Below are 25,287 nucleotides of genomic sequence, written 5' to 3'. Positions count from 1 at the left end.
TTTTTACAACCACTCGATTACCTACCCTTTGGTATAGTAATGGGGTGTTGTATTTATTTAACCATTCCTCCCTATTGATTTGGAATGGATTAAATCAATCTTTTACTGCTCCGAGCGTCATTCCACCAACAAAATATTTCTGTAAGAATGGATAAACAATAACAATAGGGAGCGTAGCCACAATTGTAATCGCCATACGGATTGCTTGCGGTGTGATAGAGCTTGCTAATACCTCTACATTCTGTCCATGAGTATTTCCAGGATCGATTCCTGTCTTATTTACAATCTCATACATCATATACTGCAATGTCTTTAGATTTGGTGCATATAGATAAGTATCCATAAATCCATTCCACTGACCAACCGCTAGGAAAAGTGCGACCGTCGCTAGAACAGGTTTACAAAGCGGAACAATGATTCGATACCATATCTTAAAATCAGATGCACCATCAATTTTAGCAGATTCTTGCAATGCTTCTGGTAATCCATCGATAAAGGAACGGATTAAGATCACATTGTATACCCAGATAACTCCAGGAATTATATACACTAAAAAGTTATTCCTAAGTCCCAAGGTTCTTGTAATTAACAAATACTCCGGTACCAATCCACCACTAACATACATCGTAATAACAAACATCGCTGTAAAAATTTTACGAAAATAGAAATCTCTACGGCTTAGTGTATACGCAAGCATCGCGGTACAGATTACTCCTGAAATCGTACCAACTAATGTTCTAGCAATTGACATCATTAACGGCGGAAACAGGTTTTTCTCTGTAAATAAATACTCATAGTTCGCTAACGTAAATACTCGTGGTATTAACATATTCGAACCTCTTAAGGTATCCGTAGCATCGTTAAATGAGATCGCAAGTACATTAATAAATGGATACAGTGTTATAAATATTACGACTACAAAAAATAATATTAAAAAGTAATCAAATGGTGTCTTGCGGTTTATGTAACTAATTTTATGTTTTTTTCTCTTCATCATCATCCCTCCTTATATCAGTTTGCTGTCACTAATGCGGCCAGCAACCTTATTCGCTACAAGAAGTAGGATAACACTTATCGCAGACTGGAACACACCAATCGCAGTACCTAATCCATAATTTTGAGATCCAATTCCTTTTGTATATGCATACCAAGTGAGAACCTCTGCATAGTCTTTTACGATACCATTACCAAGTAACATCTGGCGTTCCATTCCAACTCCTAGAACACCGCCAATACTCATAATCAACAATACAATAACAGTTGGTCTTATGCCTGGTAAGGTGATATGCCACATTCTACGAAATCTTCCTGCTCCATCCACCTTAGCAGCCTCATAAAGTCCCTGATCAATTCCGGTCATTGCAGAAAGATAAATGATAGCATCCCATCCACACTCTTTCCATACATTGATCACACTAACGATAACCCAGAATGCCGATGTATTGGAAGTCATAAAATGAACTTCTTTTATTCCTAAGCTCCCAAGAAAATCATTAATTACACCAGAATCCCCCAGAAACATCTTTGCAATACTAGCTATGATAACCCAGGAAACAAAGTGTGGTAAATAAGAAATTGTCTGTGTTAATTTTTTAAATCTAACGTTTCTAACTTCATTTAATAATAGGGCAAATGTAATAGCGGAAAAGAATCCAAGCACCAACCCAATCAAACTAGTTCCAATGGTATTTTTTAATACCTGTAGAAATCTTGGGTCCGCAAATAATTTTTTAAAATGATCTAAGAATACCCAATCTCTCTCCCATACTGACAGCGCAAACGATTTAGGTCTAACTTCTTGAAAAGCCATCGTCCATCCCCACAGTGGGATAAACTTAAATATAATAAGCCAAATCACAAATGGTATTGACATGGCTAGTAAATACCGTTGCTTTATCAGTAACTTTAAGGTTAGTTTCTGCTTCTGCTTTTTCGTCTTTGGTTTCTTCTTTCCGTCCATGAACTAATCCCCCTTCGTTATCATGACTTTATTATACTAAGGAAACTTTAGATTAAATACCCATAATTTTTTGTTAAAAACACCTTAAAATTTATATATTATCTCTAGTTTTTCATATAAAAAACAAAAAAAGCTATGAATTATGCTATAAGAAATCGTTTTCATGAATGTATAATATCTCATTGATTACTATTCTTATTAAATTCATAGCTTAATAATCTGACAATACTCTTTAAGCAACCCTACCCCTCTTCATTCCTTGGTTTTTTCTTTTGGAATTCCTTAGGACTTAGCCCAACATGTTTTTTAAACTTGTTATAGAAGTAATCGATGTTGCTAAATCCTACTTTTTCTGATACCTGATATACCTTTAAATCCTGCTCCATTAATAACCTTTTTGCATTTTCTATCCGAATAGAATCTAATATGTTGTTAAACCCTTCTCCCATCTCCTTCTTAAACAATTTACCAAGATAAGCACTATTATAGTTAAAGGTTTTCGCAATATTTTCGAGTTTTAAATCCTTATCAAAGTTCTTCTCCATGTAAGCATAAACACGCTTTGCTATATTATCTGAGGTAGACCCACCCACTATTTCGCTCATGGTCTTACAAAATGCTATCGCTTCATGAATCAGACTATCGATGCTATTACAATTCTTTATCTGCTCTCTCAGTTGATTTAAACTCGGGAATTCAGATTTTTTTTGATCATACTTTGCTAGAAGTCTACTATGTAGTAAAATCAAATTATGCGCTACTAAAAGTTTGATATCCGATTCTTTTAGCAAACTAATTCTTGCGTACTGCTGCAATTCATACATGGTATGCTCAATTCCTTCTTCATCCCCAATATCAACGTAGTTACCAAGTTGCTCAAGGATTCGATCTACTGTAATTTGTCCCACACTCTCAGGCATATCAATTGTAATAACACGCTGGTTGCTATATAAAAACCGATGTTCCCAAAAAAATCTAGCACTTTCATAAGAAAATTGAATATCCTGCCACTGTTTTACTGTATGCCCTAGGAAAACAAAAGGAATCTCCATATGTTTTGCTTCCATTCGTTCAATATTAAGTTCCAATTGTTTCGCTGCTTCTAAAAATGTGTATTCCTTACAAAGTAATACCACATTCTCATCCATCCATATTCGGTCTATCTGATTCATATCTCTGGTTAACGCATTGATACATTCCTCACTAGGAGCAGGCATATTCTCTGCATTTTTCATCGATATTACAGCACAGCAAAAGCAATGGTATTTAAACTCTAAACTATACAGTTTCATATCCTTTTTCAGTTCTTCAGAACCGTTATTTGGTAGCAGGATTCTTCGAATCACATCTTGCCTTGCTATTAATTCACTTTTTGTAAAATAGTCTTCACGGTTTTTCTTGGCCTCAAGTTCTCCAAGAACCTCTTCTACATTGGTCATTAATTCTTCTTCATCAATCGGTTTTAATAAGTATGCTCTTACTCCTAGAGAAACTGCCTGTTTTGCAAACTCAAAATCAGAATATCCAGTAAGGATAATAAACTTTCCTTCAAACCCCTGCTTTCTTGCTTCTTGTATTAGTTCTATTCCACTCATACCAGGCATCTTAACATCAACAAGGACTAAATCAGGTAAAAACTCCATTACCTTGTTTAATCCGTCCTTCCCGTCAATCCCCTCAGCACATACTTCGAACTGATAATCTTCCCACGGAATTAAATCCTTTATTCCAGATCGTACAATTGGTTCATCATCGATAATCATTAGTTGGTACATAATATGTATTACCTCCTTATGTCTCTTGGCAATTCAATGATTACAGTCGTTCCTTCCATCCATTTACTTTGAATTATCAAACCATACTCTTCTCCATATAATAGTTTGATCCGCTGATTTACATTGCTTAATCCGATATGAGTTTTATCGAGTTTCTCAAAATTATTAAGTCCTTGCATTACCTCTTCTAACTTCTCGGGCTCTATACCGACACCATCATCGATCACATAAATTCTGCATCGATCCGTTTTTTCTACGATAATACGAAGTAATCCATTCCCATCTTTCATCTCTAACCCATGTACAAATGCATTTTCAACAATCGGTTGAATAATTAATGGCATAATTTTCTCATCAGAAATATCATAACATAATTCTATCTGATAATGAATGCGTTCACCAAAACGATAACTTTGAATCTTTAAATAATATTCTACCAATTCAAGTTCGGAACGAAATGTAACAAGATGATCCCTAACTTGAATATTTCTTCGCATGATTTTTGCTAACATCTTTACTAACTCTTCAATTTCGTACTGCCCAGTTGTCCTTGCCTTCATACGGATTGTTTCTAGAGTGTTATAAAGAAAGTGTGGATTTATCTGACTAGCAAGCATCTTAAACTCCACATCTTTTTGTCTGGAATTTAATTGTTCCTTTTGCACCTGCTCCTCAATAATTTTCCCCATCAAGCTATTGATACTATCAATCATAATATTTAAATCATCATAAAGCTCACTGATTTCATCATGTCCGCCTATCTTTTTTGCAATATCAAAATTCCCCTTAGCTGCTCTATGCATCTGATCTTTAAAACAATTGATTTTTCTGCTAAACGCTTGGGAGTATAGGCTTATTAACATCAGAGATAGAATAAAACTACATATCATCAATATCGTACTGCTTCTGCTTCGTTCATTCGCATTCATTAAAATATCATCATAAGGAAGTACGCTAACCATTTTAAACATCGAAACTGATTCTGGTGCTTGAAGTAAGATTACGGTCATAAAACACTTTTTCCCTTGATACATAATGTTCTTTGAGCCAGTTTGATTCGTATTTACTATCTCTTTGCGTAGAGAAGAATAGTCAAAATCATCTCCCCCATTACTATGTATCAACTCTCCCTCATCTAAAATCAGCATCGTTAACGTACCTCGATCCGTAATTTGCAACTGAGACCGTTTATTTTGCATATAAATTGAAAGAACACCAACTTCCTTCCCCTGCTTGGTTCTTAGCAAACGAGAAAGCTTTAGATTACTCTTTTGATTCAGTACACCAACTTCCTGTGACCATGTTACTCTACCATTTTCTTTAATTACTTTTTGATACCAGGGTTCGCTGCGTATTATTTCATCTGCAACTATAAACACTGAAGTATTGGAAAGAGTATCATTATTTATGTACATACTAAACTTCCATATTTCCTGATAATAATACTGTAGATACTCAAAAAATGTCGTATAGTTTTTATAAGCATCCACAATATCCGTATAACTTTTGAACCTGGTAAACGCAATATTTTCTAACTCTTCGTCAAAATAGAATCGTTTGGACACATCCGTTAGAACTCGCATATTATCTTTTAAACCATTTGCAATTAAATGAAGTTCAGAAAGCTCTGCCTCCTTGGACTGCTCTATTAAAAGCATTCTTGTTCCTGAATTTAAATATAGCGTAATACAAAAGAATGGAATAATGCAGCCAATGAAATAAACTAAAAATAATTTCTCTCGTAACTTAATATGTAAAAGTTTCTGCCAAAAGATTTTGATTCTTTTCATCGATGCCCCCAAGTATCCTAATAGAAATCACAATTGGTATATGAACTTACAGAAAGAAAACTAGAACTTCTAAAAAATTACTACGAATGAATGAGAATTATTAACAATCACAATCTAATTTCATAGTATCATTAATCTAGAAGTTCTACAAGTAAGAATCTTTATTCTTCCAAACACCCTAATGAGTTCCAGTAACTGTGATAATATAACTTATGAGATATAGCGTAGCTATATCTCATAAAAGGTGCGCTTTTTGCACCGTAAATCGATTATCAGAGCATGCTTTTAGCTGTGATAATATAAATTCTATCTCTAATCATAGGGAATTTAACCTTCTTATGATGTATCTTGATAGTGTCTATGGATACCGGATTATGAAGTGTAGCTGTTTGTTGATTTTTCTTAGGGATGAGAGGCTCTACTTGTTGGTATACTGTATTATCTTCCTGTAATTCAACATGATTCCCCCAACTATCCTTGACGCAGTAAGTGTATCGATCCGCCTTAATGCAACAGATACGGTCAGTTAATGAGCAAATTCTCGCCTTGGTTAATTCCCCGTCATTCCACTCCATATCAACTGTAAATCCACCTCTTGCTCTCATTCCAGTGATTTTTCCACTCTTCCAACCACTAGGAAGAGCAGGAAGAAACTCTAATTCCTCATAATAGCTTTGCAACAGCATCTCTAAAATCGCAGCGGTTCCACCAAAATTACCATCAATTTGAAATATCTTTGGTGGATGTAAGTCAAGTAAACTGTCAGTAGCAAAGTCACCAATCAATGCCCTTAAATGTTCAAATGCCAAATCACCTTCGTGAAATCTTGCATAAAGACAAGCAGTCCAAGCACGACTCCAGCCTGTATAGGCTCCACCTGCTGCCAAACGAAGTTCCAAAGAAGTTCTGGCAGCCTGATAAAGTTCAGGTGTTCGTTCCTCATTTATTTGTTCTCCCGGATATACCGCAAATAAATGAGATACATGACGATGGTTTGGTTCCGCTTCTTCAAATTCCTTATTCCATTCTAACAACTGCCCTTTACTACCTATCTGTAGTTTTGGTAAATGCAAAAGAATCTCTTCCCAATGTTTGATACGGTGTAAATCCGTACGGAGCAATTTTGCAGCTTTTATGGTATGTGATAATAAGTCAATAATTAACTCAATATCTACCGTAGAAGAAACACAAATGGTTACCGGATAATCACCGCCACCAGCAAAACGATTCTCTGGTGACTGTGAAGGCATCACCTGATAGATTCCCAACTCATCTTTTACCAAAAAATCCTCGTAGAAGGTTGCAACTTCTCTCATGAAGGGATATGCTCTCTCCTCTAGAAACTCCAAATCTTGTCCATACTCATAGTGCCACCATAGATGCCCGGCAAGCCATGCGCTCACACCAACCCATACAGACCAGCCATAGGTTTCTGGAGTAGCAAGTCCCCAATTGTCCGAAGATAACGGAAGCCAGATTCCATTGCAGCCAAATAATTTTTTTGCGGCATCTCTCCCATGCGGAATCATCTTTTCTAAATAAGCAAATAACGCTTCTGTATATTCTTCTAGATGACCACTTTCTGCAGGCCAGTAATTCATCTGTAAATTCACGTCATTATGATAATCACAGTCCCATGCAGGCGATAGTTCATCGCACCATTTTCCTTGTAAATTGGCAGGGAGCTCACCGTTCGAAGAGGAAGCACACAACAAATAACGTCCATAATTAAAATACAGTATTGGAAGCGTTACATCGTCTCCTCCTTTTCGATATGCACAGATTCTCTCATCCGTCGGGGCTTCCGGTTCTTCTTCGTTGATATGGAAATGTAATCTTCCATAATGCTCTTCATGTTCTACTATGTTCTCTTTATATAATCTTGCCCATGGCTTAATCGGAATGGTAAATTTTCTACATTCCTCAAGAGGTGCTTCTCCTTTGGCATCCGTACCAATATTAAGGAAAATTAATATTTCCCTCGCATCCTTAACCCTCAAACAATTATTAGGTAATTGCTCGATAAACCCACCTTTTAGTTTAAAGTCCGCTTTTACGCAAAATTTCATTCCTTCCTTAAATTCGCCATGCATAACAATTGTTGCATTTCCAAAATCATAGGAAATCTTACATCGTTCGTCGGCCTCTCTTTGTAGCCAAAAGTCGCCGCTTATTAACTCTTCTCTGGCATATACTCTAACCACGATACAGTCATGGATTAAGTCTCCTATCATCGTTCTAGTGATATATCGATTATCAGAGGTATCGTAACTCACCTTAACTCTTGCTTTCTCAAGGTTTAATTCTCTCTTATAGTTTAGTACTTCCCCCTGGTCAAGGCTAAAGCAAAGCTCACCCGCAGGTTGGTAAGGATCCTCTCTCGTTGGTCTCCCGCTGATACCCCCATTACCTCCCCAGGCTTCATTTGCTAATATGGTAGCTTCTTCGTATTTTTCTTTGCGTAATAATTCTCTCACCTCAGAAAGATAATGGGATCGATCTTCATTTTTTCTGTTACGGTTCATTCCTAAACATAACCACTCATGGTTTAAGACGATTCTTTCCTGTGTAATACCACCAAGTACCATCCCAGCAAGCCTACCAGTACCTATGGGAAGTCCATTTTTAAATTCTAGTGCAGGTTTTGTATACCACAATTTATGATTCAAAGATTTAACCTCCAACCTTCCTATTAAGTCAATCCCATTATACGAAAAGATCGAACACAAAAAAACCCATGAAAATCATCCGTGAAACCCTACATAATTAGATATTGTTGGATAAGAATCTATGGGGATATTCGTATGGAAATACAGATATAAAAAATCCCTAATAAACTATGAGTATGAGGTCATAAGTTTACTAGGGACTATTAATATAAGCGAATCTGCTTCGTTTTATTTTGCATATAGACTATCTAATATTGCGGTTGGATTAGACAAGATATCGCCGCCTGTCATTCCTATTAATACAGATAAAAATACTACAAGTATGAGAGCAACAATCAGTGTAGCACGCGCCCAGTTTTTCTTAGTCGGAGGCACTGATTTACTGAATGACCAAAAGAATAGCAATGCTAAGAAGGCATAAGGCCCTATCAGAGGAACAAATCCTAACAGCATTACTGCAAGCCAGTTTCCAACTGACATTGGCTTTTCATTCGCTGCTACATTACTTTGACAATAAGTAGGATTACTATTATTGGAATAGCCACCCATCGCTTGCCCATTCATAGAATTGCTACCATAGGAACTTTGTCCATGTTCAGATTGCCAAGAGCCATTCTGTGCAATACTCTCCTGACCTAAACTTGGTTGTCCTATACCACCTTGTCCATTAGAAATTGTATCTGATAATCGTTCACTCTCTGGCACACGATTATCCATTCCTGGACGAAAAGATGCACCACAATACTCACAGAAATTTGCCTCTTCATTTTGTACCGTTCTTCCACATATTTTACAAATCATAATAAACCTACCTTTATTAATTACTAGCACTTTGATCTTCTCGATCTCATTGCCAAATCCTCTAGTTTTTCTATTGAAAGAAAGCGATATCCTTTCAATCCAGAAAGGATATCCCAAAGACTTCCCAAATTTACCCTATGCGAATATACCCATATCTTGCATATCTAAAAAGGATAAGAAGTAAAAGTACTTCTTATCCTTTTCATTGTTCCTATTTTGCTAGAAGTCTTTTCCTGTATCATAACACCTTTTTTAAAAAAGATAAATAAACTTCTACTGAATTTTTATTAAATATTTTTTTATTTTAAAGATTATGCAATAGTGATAATCTTTCTTGGACACTTTTCTGCACACTTACCACAGTGTGTACACTTAGAATAATCAATGTGAGCAAGATTATTACTTACAGTTACTGCACCGCTTTCACATACCTTCACACACATCATACAACCAATACATCCAACGCTACAGGAAGCATTAACATCCTTACCCTTATCATTGGAGTTACATTGTACCTTACAAGTAGAACTTACTGGTACGAACTCAATTAGGTTATTTGGACACTCGGAAATACATTTTCCACATGCAACACATTTTTCTTTATCTACTACTGCAATACCATTCACAACATGGATTGCATCAAAAGCGCAGGCACGTACACAGCTGCCGTACCCCATACAACCATAACTACAAGTCTTCTCACCATTTCCAGGAATCAATGCAAGTTTCTTACAATCTGCTATTCCAGTATAGTGATACTTCACATTGGTTTTATCACAGGTACCATTACATTTTACAAATGCTACGTTACGTTCGCTAACAGTTGCCTCTTTTCCCATTACCTCACCAATTTTTGCGTGAATTTCAGCGCTTGCAACAGGACATCCACTTACTGGTGCCTCACCGGCAGCAATCGCTTTTGCTAACCCATCACACCCTGGGTAGCCACAGCCACCACAGTTGTTGCCAGGTAGTAAATCTCTAACCATTATTTCTCGTTCGTCTACTTCAACCTCAAATGCCTTGGCTGCTATTCCAAGAAGAATACCAATGATTAAACCCACTCCACCAACAATAGCTGCTGCTGTAATAAGCCCTTGCACATTAATAGCAAGTACACTAGTATTAGATAAGAGGTTAGATAATGCTAAATTCGTCATGCTCTTTTCCCCCTATCCTATAACAATCCTGCAAATCCCATAAAGGCAATGGACATCAATCCTGCTGTAATCAACACAATTGGAGAACCTTGAAAGGATTTTGTGATGTTGTTATTCTCTATACGTTCTCTGACACCTGCCATAATAACAATCGCAATTAAGAAACCAACCGCGGTACCAACACCATAAACAACACTAGTTACAAAACCATTTCCCTTTTGAACGTTATCGATAGCAACACCGAGAACCGCACAGTTTGTAGTGATTAATGGAAGGTATACACCAAGCGCATTGTATAAACCTGGTGAGAACTTCTTTAAGAACATTTCAATTAACTGAACTAACGCTGCAATTAAAATAATAAATACAATTGTATTCATATACTTTAAATCAAGTGGAACCAAAACCAAATCATAAATAACACTACATAGTGCAGAAGCTACGGTAATAACGAAGATAACGGCTCCTCCCATACCTGCTGCTGTACTAATTTTTTTAGAAACGCCGAGAAACGGACATAAGCCAAGGAAACGACTTAAAACTACGTTATTCACGAGCGCTGCTGCAATAAGCACTAGTAATAATTCTTTCATCTAAATCTCTCCTCCTATTCCTTCTCTGTCTGATTCGCTGCTTCTTTTGCCTGAGTTTCCTTCTTTGCAGCAAGCGCTTTTTCAGCTGCTGCTTTTTTTGCTGCTGCTTCTTTCTTCGCAGTTTCTTCCTTTACGGACTCAAGTAACTCATGATTGCTATGGCATGCACTACCGCTACAACTGCTACAGTTACCACCGCATGCAAGTTTTTCTGCTTGTGGCGTGTTTGTTGCGGATTTTAACTTTAACTTATTTTGAAGTGCTGTCAACATCGAAAGTACAAAGAATGCACCTGGTGCTAATACGAAGATAGAGAATGGCTCATAACTATCAGGCATGACAGAGAAGCCAAACGCAGTTCCTGCACCAAGTAACTCACGGAAAAGACCAATTAAGGTTAATCCAACAGTAAATCCAAGTCCCATACCAACACCATCAAAGATAGATGGAAATACTGGATATTTTGATGCATAAGACTCTGCTCTACCGAGAATAATACAGTTAACAACGATTAACGGAATATAGATACCAAGAGAGTCGTTTAACACTGGGATATAAGCCTGTAATAATAATTGTACTATAGTAACAAAGGAAGCTACCACTACGATAAAAGCTGGCATTCTTACTTTATCTGGAATCACCTTACGAAGCATAGAAATTAGCATGTTTGACATGATAAGAACCGCTGTCGTTGTAAGTCCCATACCTACACCATTGATTGCTGATGTTGTAACCGCAAGAGTCGGACACATACCAAGCATTAAAACAAACGTAGGATTTTCTTTTATTACACCATTATAAATACGTTCTAACGCTTTACTCACGAGTCACACCTCCTACACCGTTGTCTAATAAATCGTTAATAAATGCTAGACCAGCATTTACTGCACCTGTTACTGCATTACTTGTGATGGTTGCACCACTGATGGCATTGATTTGATTATCACTAGTCTTGCTCTCACTTGATTTAATCACTTCAAAAGAATCTACCTTTTTATCAGAATACTGACCCTTGAAACTTTCTTCGCCTGCCTTTTCACCAAGACCTTTCGTTTCATTCATACCAATAATCTCAATTGATGTTAAAGTCCCATCGGTTTTTACACCCATTGTAAACTTAATATCTCCACCATATCCAGCAGATGATGTTAAAGTCATTACATAACCGAGAGCATTTCCAGCATCATCCTTTGCGATACATACTTCATTAATTGTACTTGAAGTAAATCCATTCGAAGCTAAAAATTCTTCAGAAAGCTCAACTCGTGCATTGACATCTTCATTCTTATCATCCACTAATTTTGCCTCTGCAAAAACCATTTTATATGCTTCTGCTTTCGCTTTTGCTTCTGCTTCTGCAATCGGTCCCTTTGTGATTTCATAGACAAAGCCAAGAGCAACCGCAGCCACTAAGGTAATTGCAAATAATGCAATCGCGTCTTTTATTATTGTTGACTTTTTCTTATTTTGCAAGTTTCTTACCTCCTACTCCGAAGCCCCTTGGCATTGTGATTTTTTCAATCAACGGTACCAATAAGTTACAGAAGATAATCGCATAAGATACACCTTCTGCAGAACCACCAAATACACGGAATAATCCGGTTAATGCACCAAGGCAAACACCAAAGATAATCTGACCAAACTTAGTAATTGGGCAGGTCACATAATCAGTTGCCATAAAGAAAGCACCTAAAATTAATCCACCACCAAGAATCTGAGCTAACACATATTCCACATCAAATCCTTTTCCGCCAAACAATATCATAAATACTGCAAAAGTTGCAATATATGTCATAGGAATTCGTAAAGATATAATTCTTCTATATAATAAATAGCATGCACCGATTAAAAGCATCATAGCACTTGTTTCACCGATAACACCACCGTGGTAACCAAAGAACATATCAAGTAAACTTGGCGCTGCCTGGGAAGCCTTCATCGCTGCAAGTGGTGTAGCACCGCTTATTCCATCTAAACCTGCAAACCCATAGTTAAATAAATACAGTCCTTTGCTTGAAGCACCTGAATTTGCAAAGGAGTCTACAGCAAATGTTGTCATACGGGTAGTAAAACAAATAGATAAGAAACATCTTGCAGCAAGAGCTGGATTCATAAAGTTCTGTCCAAGTCCGCCATATAATTGTTTTACAACGATAATTGCAAACACACCACCAACCATAGGAATCCATACTGGAATGGTAGCAGGCATATTCATACCGATTAATAAACCGGTTACTATGGCGCTACACTCATATGGACGATAAGGTTGCTTCATTAATCTTTCATACAAAAACTCGGAAACCACGCAGGAAGTTACCGAAACCAATAATACTAAAAATGCTGAGAAACCGAATTGATAAATACCAAATAAGCAAGCAGGCATTAATGCAATTGCTACATCTCTCATAATCTGAGCTGTCGTCACACCACTACGTACGTGTGGTGATGCAGAGACATTATACATATCTTTCAAAGATTCCACCTCTTTCATAAGTCTGCTAAATTCTTCTCATTCTCCTCTTTATTATAAGATAATATCTTATAATTTCTTGCGCTCCTCAAGAATACTTCTTCTTGATTGCTTAAAAGCCTGTGTTAAATGACGACCTGCAGGACAGATATAAGAACAACTGCCACATTCACAACATTCCATACCATTTAACGATTCAAAGCCCTTATCATCACAACGCTCTGCATATTCCATCAGTTTCTGCGGAACAATTCTACCTGGACATACAGCCACACAACGTCCACAACGAATACATGGGCCTTCTGGCATAGTAGCTACTTCATCTGTAGCAAACGCTAATAAAGAACTCGATGTCTTCGTAACCGGTATATCAAGAGAATAAAGAGCAAGTCCCATCATTGGTCCACCAGAAATCAACTTCGCTGGCTTTGTTTGAAATCCTCCCGCAGCTTCCGCTAGTTCACTATAGTTGGTTCCAGTTAACACTACAAAATTTCCAGGATTCTTTACTGCATCTCCCGATACAGTGATTACTCTTTTCATAAGTGGAGTAGTCTCTGCTACAGCTTTACAAACAGAAATCATAGTATCTACGTTATTTACAATACAACCGATATCCTGTGGTAGCATAGTAGCATTCATCTTACGCCCAGTAGTTGCATAAATTAGCTGACGTTCTGCACCCTGAGGATATTTGGTTTTAATAACTTTCAGTTCAATTCTGCTCTCTTTTTGCACTGCATCCTTTAAGATACGAATTGCCTCTGGTTTGTTATCTTCAACTGCGATAATTGCTTTTGCATTTTCAAACAAACGAAGTACAATCCTAATACCTATCATTAAGCGATTTGTTTCCTCTAACATCATGCGGTAATCACTAGTTAGGTAAGGTTCACACTCTGAACCATTGATAATAAAATACTCAATCGCACTATCATTCTTAGGAGTTAATTTTATATGTGTAGGGAAACCTGCTCCTCCCATACCAACGATACCCGCTTCTTTCATGATAGAACGAATTTCTTCCTTCTTAAGAGTCGTATAATCCCTAGATGCTCCTAATCCTTCGATCGGAGTATATTCGTTATCATTTTCTACAACAACGGATTCTACCATGGTACCTGCCACAGTTAATCTTGGCTCTACCGCCTTAACTGTACCGGACACAGAACTGATAATACAGGTGGATACTGCTCCATCTGCCTCACCGATTTTCTGGCCTACCAAAACTTTGTCACCTTTTGCAACAATAGGTTTTGCTGGATTACCAATGTGCTGGGACATTGGATATACAAGATCTCCTTTTGGTAGCAATATAGTGGTTGGCTTATCCATCGTTAGATGTTTTCCATCATAAGGATGAATACCGCCTTTGAATGTTCCTGCTGCCATTTCTTCTCCTTCTTTCTTTCTAATTTAACTGCCCCTCATCGGTATGCAGCTATAAGCATGTGAAACACTTCTCGTAATCATGTGTTAAAATTAACACATGAAAAATAACGCATGGTTAGCGCGAGACGTTGATGTATATTATCTTTTTCTTTGCATTCGTATCTATTTTAACACAAAATAAACACTTTTTGAATGAAAGAATTTTACTTTTTTCAATTTTTTTTAAAAATCGACAAATTGAAAATAAGAATTTTTCTCTCTTTCTAGCTACATATAACATAACTTATATGTATTAAATGTAAGCGATTACATAATAAAGTACCTAAACATTGATAAATTATTGTCATTTTTCCTTAAAATGATGATAAATAGCTATGTATTTAACTATGTGAAACTATTCACGCATTGTAAGTGCTTACATGCAAATAATAAGAAATTTTATCAACTTTAACCAACTAATTATAACATAATATGGTTTGATTTCCAATAATAAAATTACATAATTCGTGAACATTTTTCATAAATATCGCTTACAACTTCACCTTCTCTATTATAAATTAAAAGCATGCATTAATTATATTTTGTCTAGCAAAGAATTCTTATGTTTTATCCAAACGAATCATAACGGTTAACATATAACAACCTATTGTGAAAGAAAAATCGGAATGTCTGAGTCTCCCCAAACATTCCGATCTTTCTTATGTTCATGAACGTTTGTTCATGAACAATTGTAACGGACAGTGTCTCCATATTAATAACCTTGCACTGTCTTTCCTTTATGTAGGTACTTCTCCTTGGTAGCCAATCCACCTCTGATATGTCTCTCTGACTTATTCAAATCCAAAACGATTCGTGCTCGCTCTGCCAGAGAAGGATTTACTTGTAACAAACGCTCGGTAACATCCTTATGTACCGTCGACTTAGAGATACCGAACTGCTTTGCGGTCTGTCTGACTGTTGCATTGTTCTCAATAATGAATGCAGCAATCTCAGCAGCACGTTCCTCGATTTGTTTATGCTTAAACAAATTGGAGCCTTTCATGGAAGTTCCACCTGAAATACTTGTTTTTATAATCTATTCCTTTCACAGACAAATTATGCAATATACAATTACTTTTGTACATTAAGGTATCGCTATCTTCCTTGAATCATGAAATTTTCTCTTTTCCATAAACTAATTCACAATTTCATATTTCACTCAACCTAATCTTGTTCACAAGAAACTCCCGTAGCTCTATGTAAGTCTTTTGATATGATTCTTAAAGGAATACCAAGAGACTTACATAGAGCTGTTATTTAAAAAGCAGAATAAGGGATCTAAGTAGAATCTCCTTACTATCACAATATGATGATACATTACTCTTACTTACCGAATAAAGCTCTTCCGAATACGTTTCCAGTACTTTTGGATAAATACATCATATGCTAAATCATAGATTACAAAAACTATCTGCCCACCTAATATTAATAAAAGATAGATGCCATTTGAGATTTCTCCACTGTAAAACAATCCTGGTAAGAAGAATAAAAACGGCAGGTAAATCAGGTTAAACACGACAAACTTTATAGCATAAAAGAAAGCATTGTTTTTTTGTTTATACGGTGTTCTATTCATAGTTGCTATTTTTTGCAGTTCTTTTTTGGTTAAGTACGCTCTAACAATTTCCATTATAACAATGTAAGCGCTAATAGCTGCAAAGGTTAGGCAATAAAGTTTATTGGGAGCTAACACTAGACTGAGTAAAATAGCAGCTAGATAGAATCCAATTCCAAACCGAACTCCACTCTCTCTAAAATTAATTCCAACTAGGTATGATGCTGCTGCAAGTAAAAATAAAGTACTAGTTTCAAACACAGAACTAAGTACCGTCAATAAGATAGTTAACGCTAGTAATAAACCCGAAAACGCTAATTTTTTCGTGCTTAGATGCATGTGCACAAATCGCCTCCCATACATTCGCAACAAGTATCTGCAATACATAAGTTACAACACAAATCACTTGTATCTGCACCACCACGGCCATATCCATATCCTGTTTGCGTATATCTTTGGCCCCCCCATTGTAACTGATTCATTAAATTAACATACTCTGGATTATTTGGTTCCATAGATACTGCTGTTCTCGCATGATCTGCCGCAAGTACATTATTACCAACACCGATATTAGCGATTGCGCTATAGTAATACCATCTGGATGTACGATTACTAATTCCCGAGAGTAAACTAAGAGCTTCACTAAAGCGACGTGCATTGATTTTAGAAGCAACATCGGCAAGCACCCCATCCTCACGGTAGGTTTGGTTTCCATAGGACTGATCCCCATAATTACCATAAGAGGTGCTATACCCGCCATTTTGGCGTTCATTCATAATAGTATCATATGCTTCCTGCACTTCCTTAAACTTTTCTTCTGCTAAACCAGATAAAGGATTATCTACATAGGAATCTGGATGATATTTTCTACTTAATTCTCTATATGCCTTTTTTACCTCATCATCGGTAGCTGTTCTGCTTATCCCAAGTACCTGATATGGATCTTGTGTCATACTATATACCTTTCCCTTCTGCATCAATTTCTTTCTTGTTACAGCCTTTTATTCCATGTTCGTCGTATTTTTTCCATACCCCTGCATATACTATGTTTCTTAACAACTCGACATCAAGGACTAATGGTAACCTTTCAAATTCTTTCGAACATTCGGACATCATCATAATTAATATCTGTCGGTATTCGTCCTCAAAGGAGGGCTTGTCTACCTTTTCTTTTAATGGATTAAAATTTCCTTTTGTAATATCTTCCTTAACATCCTCATAAGCATCTAACAAATAGATGAATTTCCCAAGATAGAACCCTAGCTTTCTTAATGTGTCCTTCCACCCATCTTGCCGATAAACAAACATCTCTCCCATTAAGTCACCAAACGGTTTCGCTATCTTATCAAGGTCCGTAACATTTTCTTTTTCAAACTCTTGTAACTTTGCCAAACAATCCGCTATTACCTGGCATTTTTCAGGATACTTTTTCTCTATTTTATGATATTTTCTCACCAATAGTTTGCTTGCACTAAGACCTACCATACTTTTCTCATCGTTCCAATCATCTAGCAATTTATGATAAGTTAGTGCAATATTCATATCAGCAGCGTATTCCGTTATTTCGTTGTGAAGCATCCAATGTTTTTTTGTTGGATGTGCCAGACATCGATGCTGTTCCTCTGTCACTTTACTTTCATACAATGAGGTCAAAAGAATTATTAAAAATGTCATATCATAAGTCAGTGTCATCTGTCCAAAACGCCCATAGCGTTCTTTCAGAACTTGACATAGGCCACAATAATAGGCGCGGTATTTATAATATTCCTTCATCTTTAGCTCTGGCTTATGTATGCCTATATAACCAAACATCGATTCCTCCAACTATTCCTTTTGTTTACTTTAATCATTGCTTATTATAACAGCTCTATTCACAAGATTCATTAGATTTCTATGAATTTTAATAATGTTTTAACAAATCTATCCGACGATATCGGATAAATTTGTCAAACATCAGATACACTAAGGCGTGTACAACCATCTGCAAAGGAATTTTTGTGCTTTCATCAGTATTAATACCACTAATACCGTTTGATAACTGGTGGAAGCAAACGCTTCTTCCACTCCTCTTCTTTAAATCCAACAAGTACAAAGTCGTCACCTACTAAAATTGGTCGTTTTACCAACATACCATTCGTAGATAATGATTCAACCATTTCTTCTACAGTCATAACTTTAATCTTTTCCTTCAGATTTTGTTCTCGATAAAGAAGTCCACTGGTATTAAAGAACTTAGTGAGCGGCAATCCACTTTTCTCATGCCACAATTTAAGTTCCTCCTTCGTAGGGTTGTTAACCGTAATATCTCTTGATTCAAATGCAATCTGGTTTTTTTCCAACCACTTTCTTGCTTTGCTGCAAGTGGAACATTTCGGATACTCTACATACTGATAACTCATCAATCCACCTCCATATTTCTTTGCAAACTCCTATCTCCATCACAATCTTTTATTTTTTACATAAACTATAGTAATGATACAATAGGATGTTCTCATTATGAGTCAAAATAATCAAACTTATCCATTTCCATTGATTCCATTGCCATATGCTATTGATGCGCTTTCTCCAAGCATTAGTGAATGTACTTTATATTTTCATCATGAAAAACATCTCAAAACATATGTCGATACTCTAAATAAAATATTGAAAGATTATCCAGAATACCATACTTGGAATCTCGAGGAATTGATTATTCATAATAATCTTCTTCCTTCTTCCATACAAACACCAGTGAAAAATAATGCTGGTGGCGTATTCAATCATAACTTATACTTTTACTCCATGAAATCACCAAGAAAACCAAGCATCTCGCCAGAACACGATCCTTATCAGGTAAGCACTCCTGAAAATGAGTTTATGTCACTCCTTCTTCGTACCTTCGGCAATTATTTTGAATTTAAAGCCAAATTAAGAGAAGCAGCACTTAAAGTTTTTGGGTCTGGTTATGCGTGGCTGGTTACAAATTCTCGTGGTGAATTATCAATCATTACAACAGCAAATCAAGATACACCACTAACCTTAGGTTTCACTCCACTTCTTCCAATCGATGTTTGGGAACATGCCTACTATCTTGATTACCAGAATAGGCGCGGTGATTATATTGATCAATGGTTCGATCTTATAAATTGGGATTTTGTATATTATCGCTATAACCGCCAGTTCCAATTCTATAGAAAACAATAGATACTGCTCTCTCTATTATTAAAACAAAAAGGGTATCCTAAAGTCAAATTACTTTAAGATACCCCCTAATTTTTCTGAATAGCAATTGGATTGCTTTGATCCTATATTAATTTTTAATTATTTTACTACGGCAGCCTCAATTACTAAATCAAGTGCTTTTTCTCTTAATAAAGCAATCTTAACATTTTCTTTACCTTCATATGCTTCCTCAAAAGCTTCTATGGATTCAAAGTCACCTTGTTCCACATATTCCGTTATTTTTTCTTTATATTCTTCTTCCGTAATTTCTAATTTTTCAGCCTTTGCAACTTCATCTAACATAAGTCTTTGTTTTACATTAAATTCAGCTGCTGTTTTAATCTCTGTATTAAACTGCTCTTCTGTCATACCAAAGAAGTACAGCATGAAAGTCTTTAAATCAACACCATACTGGGAAGCCTGGCTTGTATAATAAGCTCTCATATCTGATTCTTCCTTATCATACACTTCTTGCTCTAAGTTCTTAAAGGTACTGTTATCAATTGCTTTTTGAATAATATCGATTTCTTTTTGTGTCTGTGCCGTTTGCTCTGCTTGCTCAGTTAATGATGTCTTAACAAATTCTTTATAGGCAGCGATTGTTTCATGGTCTGTATTCGCTTTTACAATTTCATCTGTTAAAGGCTCTTTTGTTCCATCTGTTAAATAATTAATTGTTACAGTGAAGATTGCTTCCTTACCAGCTAAATCAGGATTATTATCGTATGGATCAGGAAATTTAGTAGTTACGTCAACAGTTTCTCCAACTTTCTTTCCGACTAAACCTGATTCAAATCCTTCGATAAAAGTATTGGAACCAATTTTTAAATTATATCCCTCATCCTTACCTCCATCGAATTCCTTACCATCAACCTTACCAACATAGTCAATATTCACGGTATCACCATCGCGAACATCGGATCTATCCGTAATTTTAACATCGGTACCGAACTGATTGTTAAGCTTATCTAATTGTTGCTGAACATCTTCTTCTGTAATTTCAACAGGCTCTACAGTAACTTCAATTCCTTTATATTGCCCTAATTTGACATCGACACCGCTTTTCTTGCCACACGCTGCCACCGATAACATAAGGCATCCGCAAAGCCCAAGTAATAATGCTTTCTTCTTCATCTTAAACCCTCTCTTATCTATTCTATCTTTTTTTAACTTATGCAGCCTACCCCCATAGGATATTCCTTGCATAAACTACCCTTGGCCAAGCAAAAAGTACTAGATTGGCTAATTTATGACGTACTGTTTCTATTATACTAAACAGCTTGTATTTCTATTTATATCATACTTTTGCATAAAAAGAAAGCCTTTCCAGTAAGTTCACAGAATTTTTAAACTTTTTGAAAAGACTTCCTTATCATTTATAAAGCATGTATTTTTTAGTTTATGGTATTCCTTTATTTATTAAGACGAAGAAGCTCTGTATATGCTAATAGGAACGGTCCAACACCCTTAGCATCATCTTTTACAATAGGTTCAGACATATAATAATCATAAGAACCATCACGCATCTGTTTTCCACCAAGACCCGCCACAAGGCAGATTCCGCCAAGACTCATCTTTCCTTCTTCTGTATGAAGATACTTCTCACAGATACCATCCATTGCCTTCTTTGCATTCTCACGATAACTCTCTGGTAAGAACCCAAGACGAACACCCTTTAATAATGCGTAAGCCATAATGGAGCTTCCGCTTGTTTCAAGGTAGTTACGTTCACGACCACCCATATCTGGAATCTGATACCACATACCACTTTCATCCTGATACTTTAAGATTGTTTCCATATATTCGACAAAGATTTGTTTTAATCTTTCATATTCTTTCTCATAACCAGTTGGTTCACACTTATCTAAGGTATCTAAGAGAGCCATAGCATACCAACCAAGTGCTCTTAGCCAAAAATGCTTGGATAACCCTGTCTCTTTATCACACCAAAACATTTCTCTGGAAGAGTCAAATGCATGATAATATAGACCAGTCTTCTTATCTCTTAGTAGTTCATATACATTAAAGAACTGATGGAAAATATCTTCATAGTTCTTCTTGTTATTAAAGCGAGTCTCATATTCCATGTAAAATGGTTGACCCATATACAAGCCATCTAACCATACCTGTTGAGGATAAATTAACTTATGCCAGAAGTTTCCTTCCCTTGTTCTTGGCTGAGTCTTCACTTGTTTATAAATAATTTCAATCGCTTTGCGGTACTTTTCTTTTCCTGTTAAATCATATAATTCAAATAATGTTTTTCCTGCATTCACGTCATCAATGTTGAACTTTTCTACATGATATCCAGAAATATTGCCATCTTCATCTACACGATAATCAATAAACTCATCTGCAAATTTTAAGTACTTCTCTTCTTTTGTTATTGCGTACATCTCAAGAACAGCCTTAATCATACAGCCGTCAATGTAGTTCCATTCTGATTTTTCTCCGCTCTTGATTTTTTCTATGTTCCACATCGGTACTTCCGGTGTACTCTTATCAAGTAACTCATTAATGTACTTTACAATCATATCCATGGTCTAATCCTCCTAGTATTCTTGGTAACTATTGTCGTTACATTACGATTATTCTGGCATATCCTTCAGAGATCAATAAAAGATGATACGCATGATACCTTATTATAGCATATGAAAGCACTTACATTCAACTAGCTAATTTTCGTTCTTTGTATTAAATACTGTTTATTTGCTACTTTAAATAACTTCCACGTATTTAACCCCTTCGACTGTGCTTAAAAGTTCTATTATTTCTATATGCGTACATCGTTTCGGAAGTTGCAACGTAAGTGTTAACGCAAGCGAAGCTTCGTTTGATACACCATAATTAGAAAACGCTTTGCTTCTCGTAAGTTCAACCTCACTCACTTTTAATTCTTGTTCTTTCGCAAATTTCATAAAATGCCCTACATCACTCATTTGCGATAGTTCAATGTAGAGATTTATAATCTTTGCAGAGGATGTCATTCGCTCATCAAGTCGATGAAGCGCTGACATCACGACAAAAATAAGGATACAGCCAATAATAGCACCACTATAAAAACCGATACCGATGGAAAGACCAATGCAAGCAGCAGCCCAAAGACCCGCTGCTGTTGTTAGTCCCTTCACTCGATTTTTCCCTGTTACAATAATTGTCCCTGCACCAAGAAAACCGATACCACTGATCACCTGCGCGCCCATGCGCGTAGGATCAGTGTTTGAATACTGTGTATAGATATATTGGTTTGTAATCATTACAAGAGTTGCTCCTACACAGACTAGCATATAAGTTCTAAAACCCGCCGGACGTTTTTTTCGCCCTCGCTCAATCCCAAGGATTCCTCCGCAAATTAATGCTAAGAGCAGTCGAATGGCAGTTGATACTATATTTACTTCTGTTAATAACTCCGGCATATGGTTGTTACCTCCTAAACTTATATGCGAAATTGGTTCAATGCTTCATTCAATTCTTTCGCATCTGTTTCTAAATGCATGGTTGCCTCTCTTAGCTTCGATACCATTTCTACTTGACGATTTGCTGCATTATCCACTTCTTCCGAGGATGCTGCTGTTTCTTCCGATACTGCAGAGATACTCTCTATCGCATTCAGCGTAGTATTTTCTGCAACTTTAATACCCGAAATACCAGTCGTAATCTCTGTAAGCTCTTTCGCTATCAAACCAACCGATGCATCAATTTTCTGGAACAAATCAATCGTATCTAATAAAGCATTTCCCTGAGATTTCACAATGTTCTCTGACTTTTGAACAGTAGTAACGGTAAGTTTCGTTTTCCCTTGAATGCTATTAATAATTGTAGCAATTTCGCCAGATGCTCTGACTGACTGTTCTGCAAGTTTTCTTATCTCGTCTGCAACTACTGCAAATCCACGACCAGCTTCCCCTGCTCTAGCAGCCTCAATCGATGCATTCAAGGATAATAGATTGGTCTGCTCTGCAATATCATTAATAACGCCTATAATCTTACCGATGGATTCGCTCTCTGACTCTAGCGATTCGATTTCTCCGATAATATTGCTTGTTATCTTGGTGGTTTCTTCTGACTTGTCACGCAATATGTCAATGGAAACTAATCCTTGCTGTACGACCGTTTTGGAGTCCTCGGTAAGTTTTTCAATCGTTGTTACATTATCTGATACCTGATTCACTCTCGTAGTTAACTCGTCTGATTGGCGAAGACATTTTTCAGAGTCCTCTGCTTGCTGTACAATACCCTGACGAATTTCTTCAATTGAGGTAGAAATATTTTGGGTCGCAACTAAAAGCTGCTTTGAGGAATCTGAAACATCACCTGTCGATGCTGAAATAGTATCCTTTACTTTAAGCGCTTTATCAATCAGCCCCTTTACATTAGAAATCATATCATTCGCACTATCCGATAGCAGACCAAATTCATCTTTTCTACGGCTATTCACAGTGACAGTTAAGTCCCCTTCCGAGGCTTTCTTTAACACGACGATAATTTTGTTAATAGCGCCTCCCATATCTGTTGACATAACAATTGCAATAAATAAAGCACAGACTACTGCGATAAGTACAAAGATTACCGTTGAGGTTTTGATTGCATTGGCTTGCGATGTTAAATAAGAGTACGGAACTAGTCCACACACGGTAATTCCAGATTTTGCAGCTTTCGAATATAAAAACAAGTGCTTTTCTCCATCATAATCTACATAACTGGTTCCACTTAACTCTGAGCTTGCGATTGCATCGGTATAAAACGATTTGTCAGCAATAAAAATACCTTCTTCTTCATTGCTATGCACCTCATAACCATCCTTAGAGATAGCTACAAAGATAGAGTCTTCCGAAATCTCAAGTTCTGATAATTTCTTCTGAAATAATTCTAACCTAATATCTGCTACCATATAACCGATTTGCTTAAATCCATTACCAAAAAAGGCGGATGATACAGAAAATGCATATGGGATTGGTTTTCTACTTTCATCCTGTATAAAATGTTCATCCACAAACTGATGCTTGCCAGACCAAGAATATGCTCCCCTCTCATTTTCATCTCTTTTTCCCTCTTCTGTAGCAAGATAAGCATCCACCAACTCTTCTCCACTTAAATCCATGCTTCCGTTCGTACATAGATTACTACCGCGTTTGCTAAATAAATAGAAGTTCGCCAGCACATTATCAGAGTATGTCGTTGTATCAAGATATATTTCAAGATTTTTAAACGTAGTCATCTCTGCAACTGGATCATTTTTGTATGTACCTGAGTAGTAATTCTTTAAGTTCTCATAGCCTTTCAGCTGATTCAGACGTAACTCTACTGTTTCCATTGCTAATTCAAAGTAGTTCGTTGTCGTCTTAAGAGCCTGGAACGTTGACTCTTCATAACTCTTTAGCATAGCCTCTGACGTTTTATTATATGATGAAATTCCTAAAATAATAATAAAGGCAATTGGAACCATAAATGCCATAGCTAACCGAAAACGAATTCCAAAGATTCTTTTTTTCTCTCTCTTAGTAGAGTACTTACCACGTTTATCTTCTTTTTTTTGCTTTAGCTCTTGCTTTAGCGCTAATCGCTTTTCCTTATTGTCTTTCTTTTTTGAATCTCCTTTTCTTTTTAACAGCTTGGAATTCATCTTATCTTGTTTATTATTTTCCTTCCTCAATCATGTCACCCACTTTCCCTATTTTTTTATTTGAGACTTTTACGGTATCTCGCACAATTTCACTAAAAAAATTGCTACCCTACCGTAATTTTAAAACTATATATATAACCCTCTCTAGCTTCTTCTATGATGTCATTCTCCTAATTCTATTATACATGAATTGATATAAGTTACAACTTAATTCGGTAAATATCGACAAATTGTGCCGCATATTGGTACAGTTTCATTA

22 protein-coding genes are annotated in these 25,287 nt (G+C 36.4%); 1 reads left to right on the top strand and 21 read right to left on the bottom strand.

Features of this window, described 5'->3' with window-relative positions; genetic code table 11:
- Positions 1–94: 94 nt before the first annotated feature.
- The 17 genes from CC92_RS0100570 to CC92_RS0100490 form a co-directional block, all read right to left on the bottom strand.
- Positions 95–994: a carbohydrate ABC transporter permease gene (locus CC92_RS0100570; RefSeq protein WP_029502334.1), complete on the bottom strand. Its 900-nt coding sequence runs from the start codon at positions 992–994 to the stop codon at positions 95–97.
- Positions 995–1,006: 12 nt separating this feature from the next.
- Complete coding sequence (locus CC92_RS0100565) at positions 1,007–1,960, bottom strand: ABC transporter permease (protein ID WP_029502335.1); 954 nt, start codon at positions 1,958–1,960, stop codon at positions 1,007–1,009.
- Between the two features lie 242 nt (positions 1,961–2,202).
- Positions 2,203–3,735: a response regulator gene (locus CC92_RS0100560; protein ID WP_029502336.1), complete on the bottom strand. Its 1,533-nt coding sequence runs from the start codon at positions 3,733–3,735 to the stop codon at positions 2,203–2,205.
- 8 nt (positions 3,736–3,743) lie between these two features.
- The gene (locus CC92_RS0100555) at positions 3,744–5,525 is read right to left on the bottom strand and encodes a sensor histidine kinase (RefSeq protein WP_029502337.1); all 1,782 of its coding nucleotides are present in this window, start codon (positions 5,523–5,525) and stop codon (positions 3,744–3,746) included.
- 272 nt (positions 5,526–5,797) lie between these two features.
- Positions 5,798–8,194, bottom strand: a complete 2,397-nt coding sequence (locus tag CC92_RS0100550) for a glycosyl hydrolase family 95 catalytic domain-containing protein (RefSeq protein WP_051650658.1) — start codon at positions 8,192–8,194, stop codon at positions 5,798–5,800.
- Between the two features lie 228 nt (positions 8,195–8,422).
- Complete coding sequence (locus tag CC92_RS22365; RefSeq protein WP_155998313.1) at positions 8,423–8,995, bottom strand: zinc-ribbon domain-containing protein; 573 nt, start codon at positions 8,993–8,995, stop codon at positions 8,423–8,425.
- 311 nt (positions 8,996–9,306) lie between these two features.
- On the bottom strand, positions 9,307–10,155 hold the full coding sequence (locus CC92_RS0100540; RefSeq protein WP_051650660.1) for an RnfABCDGE type electron transport complex subunit B: 849 nt from the start codon (positions 10,153–10,155) through the stop codon (positions 9,307–9,309).
- A 17-nt stretch (positions 10,156–10,172) separates the two neighbouring features.
- Complete coding sequence (rsxA, locus tag CC92_RS0100535; protein ID WP_029502341.1) at positions 10,173–10,748, bottom strand: electron transport complex subunit RsxA; 576 nt, start codon at positions 10,746–10,748, stop codon at positions 10,173–10,175.
- Between the two features lie 14 nt (positions 10,749–10,762).
- Positions 10,763–11,572: an electron transport complex subunit RsxE gene (rsxE, locus tag CC92_RS0100530; protein ID WP_029502342.1), complete on the bottom strand. Its 810-nt coding sequence runs from the start codon at positions 11,570–11,572 to the stop codon at positions 10,763–10,765.
- Entirely contained in the window at positions 11,565–12,221 is a 657-nt protein-coding gene (locus CC92_RS0100525; protein WP_029502343.1) for an RnfABCDGE type electron transport complex subunit G, read from the bottom strand. Before CC92_RS0100525 ends, rsxE begins: the two co-directional genes overlap by 8 nt.
- Entirely contained in the window at positions 12,211–13,221 is a 1,011-nt protein-coding gene (locus CC92_RS0100520) for an RnfABCDGE type electron transport complex subunit D (RefSeq protein WP_155998315.1), read from the bottom strand. The genes CC92_RS0100525 and CC92_RS0100520 overlap by 11 nt, the downstream gene beginning before the upstream one ends.
- Before the next feature lie 66 nt (positions 13,222–13,287).
- Complete coding sequence (rsxC, locus tag CC92_RS0100515) at positions 13,288–14,610, bottom strand: electron transport complex subunit RsxC (protein WP_029502345.1); 1,323 nt, start codon at positions 14,608–14,610, stop codon at positions 13,288–13,290.
- 751 nt (positions 14,611–15,361) lie between these two features.
- Entirely contained in the window at positions 15,362–15,652 is a 291-nt protein-coding gene (spoIIID, locus tag CC92_RS0100510; protein WP_029502346.1) for a sporulation transcriptional regulator SpoIIID, read from the bottom strand.
- A 324-nt stretch (positions 15,653–15,976) separates the two neighbouring features.
- Complete coding sequence (locus CC92_RS0100505; protein ID WP_029502347.1) at positions 15,977–16,543, bottom strand: hypothetical protein; 567 nt, start codon at positions 16,541–16,543, stop codon at positions 15,977–15,979.
- Entirely contained in the window at positions 16,534–17,157 is a 624-nt protein-coding gene (locus CC92_RS0100500) for a J domain-containing protein (RefSeq protein WP_029502348.1), read from the bottom strand. The genes CC92_RS0100505 and CC92_RS0100500 overlap by 10 nt, the downstream gene beginning before the upstream one ends.
- Position 17,158: 1 nt before the next feature.
- Positions 17,159–18,016 carry a DUF5685 family protein gene (locus CC92_RS0100495; protein ID WP_029502349.1) on the bottom strand — a complete coding sequence of 286 codons (858 nt, stop codon included), beginning with the start codon at positions 18,014–18,016 and terminating at the stop codon, positions 17,159–17,161.
- Positions 18,017–18,225: 209 nt separating this feature from the next.
- A complete protein-coding gene (locus CC92_RS0100490; RefSeq protein ID WP_029502350.1) occupies positions 18,226–18,603 on the bottom strand; it encodes an arsenate reductase family protein in 378 nt (125 codons plus the stop codon).
- A 97-nt stretch (positions 18,604–18,700) separates the two neighbouring features.
- Here CC92_RS0100490 and CC92_RS0100485 point away from each other — a divergent pair, with 97 nt between their 5' ends.
- Positions 18,701–19,387, top strand: coding sequence for a superoxide dismutase (locus CC92_RS0100485; protein WP_029502351.1), 687 nt, complete (start codon positions 18,701–18,703; stop codon positions 19,385–19,387).
- 117 nt (positions 19,388–19,504) lie between these two features.
- On the opposite strand, the gene tig is transcribed toward CC92_RS0100485, so the two are convergent.
- From tig to CC92_RS0100465, 4 genes are all read right to left on the bottom strand, one after another.
- Positions 19,505–20,539 carry a trigger factor gene (gene tig, locus CC92_RS0100480; RefSeq protein ID WP_034218376.1) on the bottom strand — a complete coding sequence of 345 codons (1,035 nt, stop codon included), beginning with the start codon at positions 20,537–20,539 and terminating at the stop codon, positions 19,505–19,507.
- A gap of 278 nt (positions 20,540–20,817) precedes the next feature.
- Positions 20,818–21,945, bottom strand: a complete 1,128-nt coding sequence (locus tag CC92_RS0100475; protein ID WP_029502353.1) for a glycoside hydrolase family 88/105 protein — start codon at positions 21,943–21,945, stop codon at positions 20,818–20,820.
- Between the two features lie 177 nt (positions 21,946–22,122).
- Complete coding sequence (locus CC92_RS0100470) at positions 22,123–22,821, bottom strand: MgtC/SapB family protein (RefSeq protein ID WP_029502354.1); 699 nt, start codon at positions 22,819–22,821, stop codon at positions 22,123–22,125.
- A gap of 20 nt (positions 22,822–22,841) precedes the next feature.
- On the bottom strand, positions 22,842–25,058 hold the full coding sequence (locus CC92_RS0100465) for a methyl-accepting chemotaxis protein (protein ID WP_034218377.1): 2,217 nt from the start codon (positions 25,056–25,058) through the stop codon (positions 22,842–22,844).
- Between the last annotated feature and the right edge of the window lie 229 nt (positions 25,059–25,287).

Source organism: Lachnoclostridium phytofermentans, from assembly GCF_000733755.1.
Taxonomy (GTDB): Bacteria; Bacillota; Clostridia; order Lachnospirales; family Lachnospiraceae; genus Lachnoclostridium; species Lachnoclostridium phytofermentans_A.
This window is presented reverse-complemented; position numbering and strand designations above follow the sequence as displayed.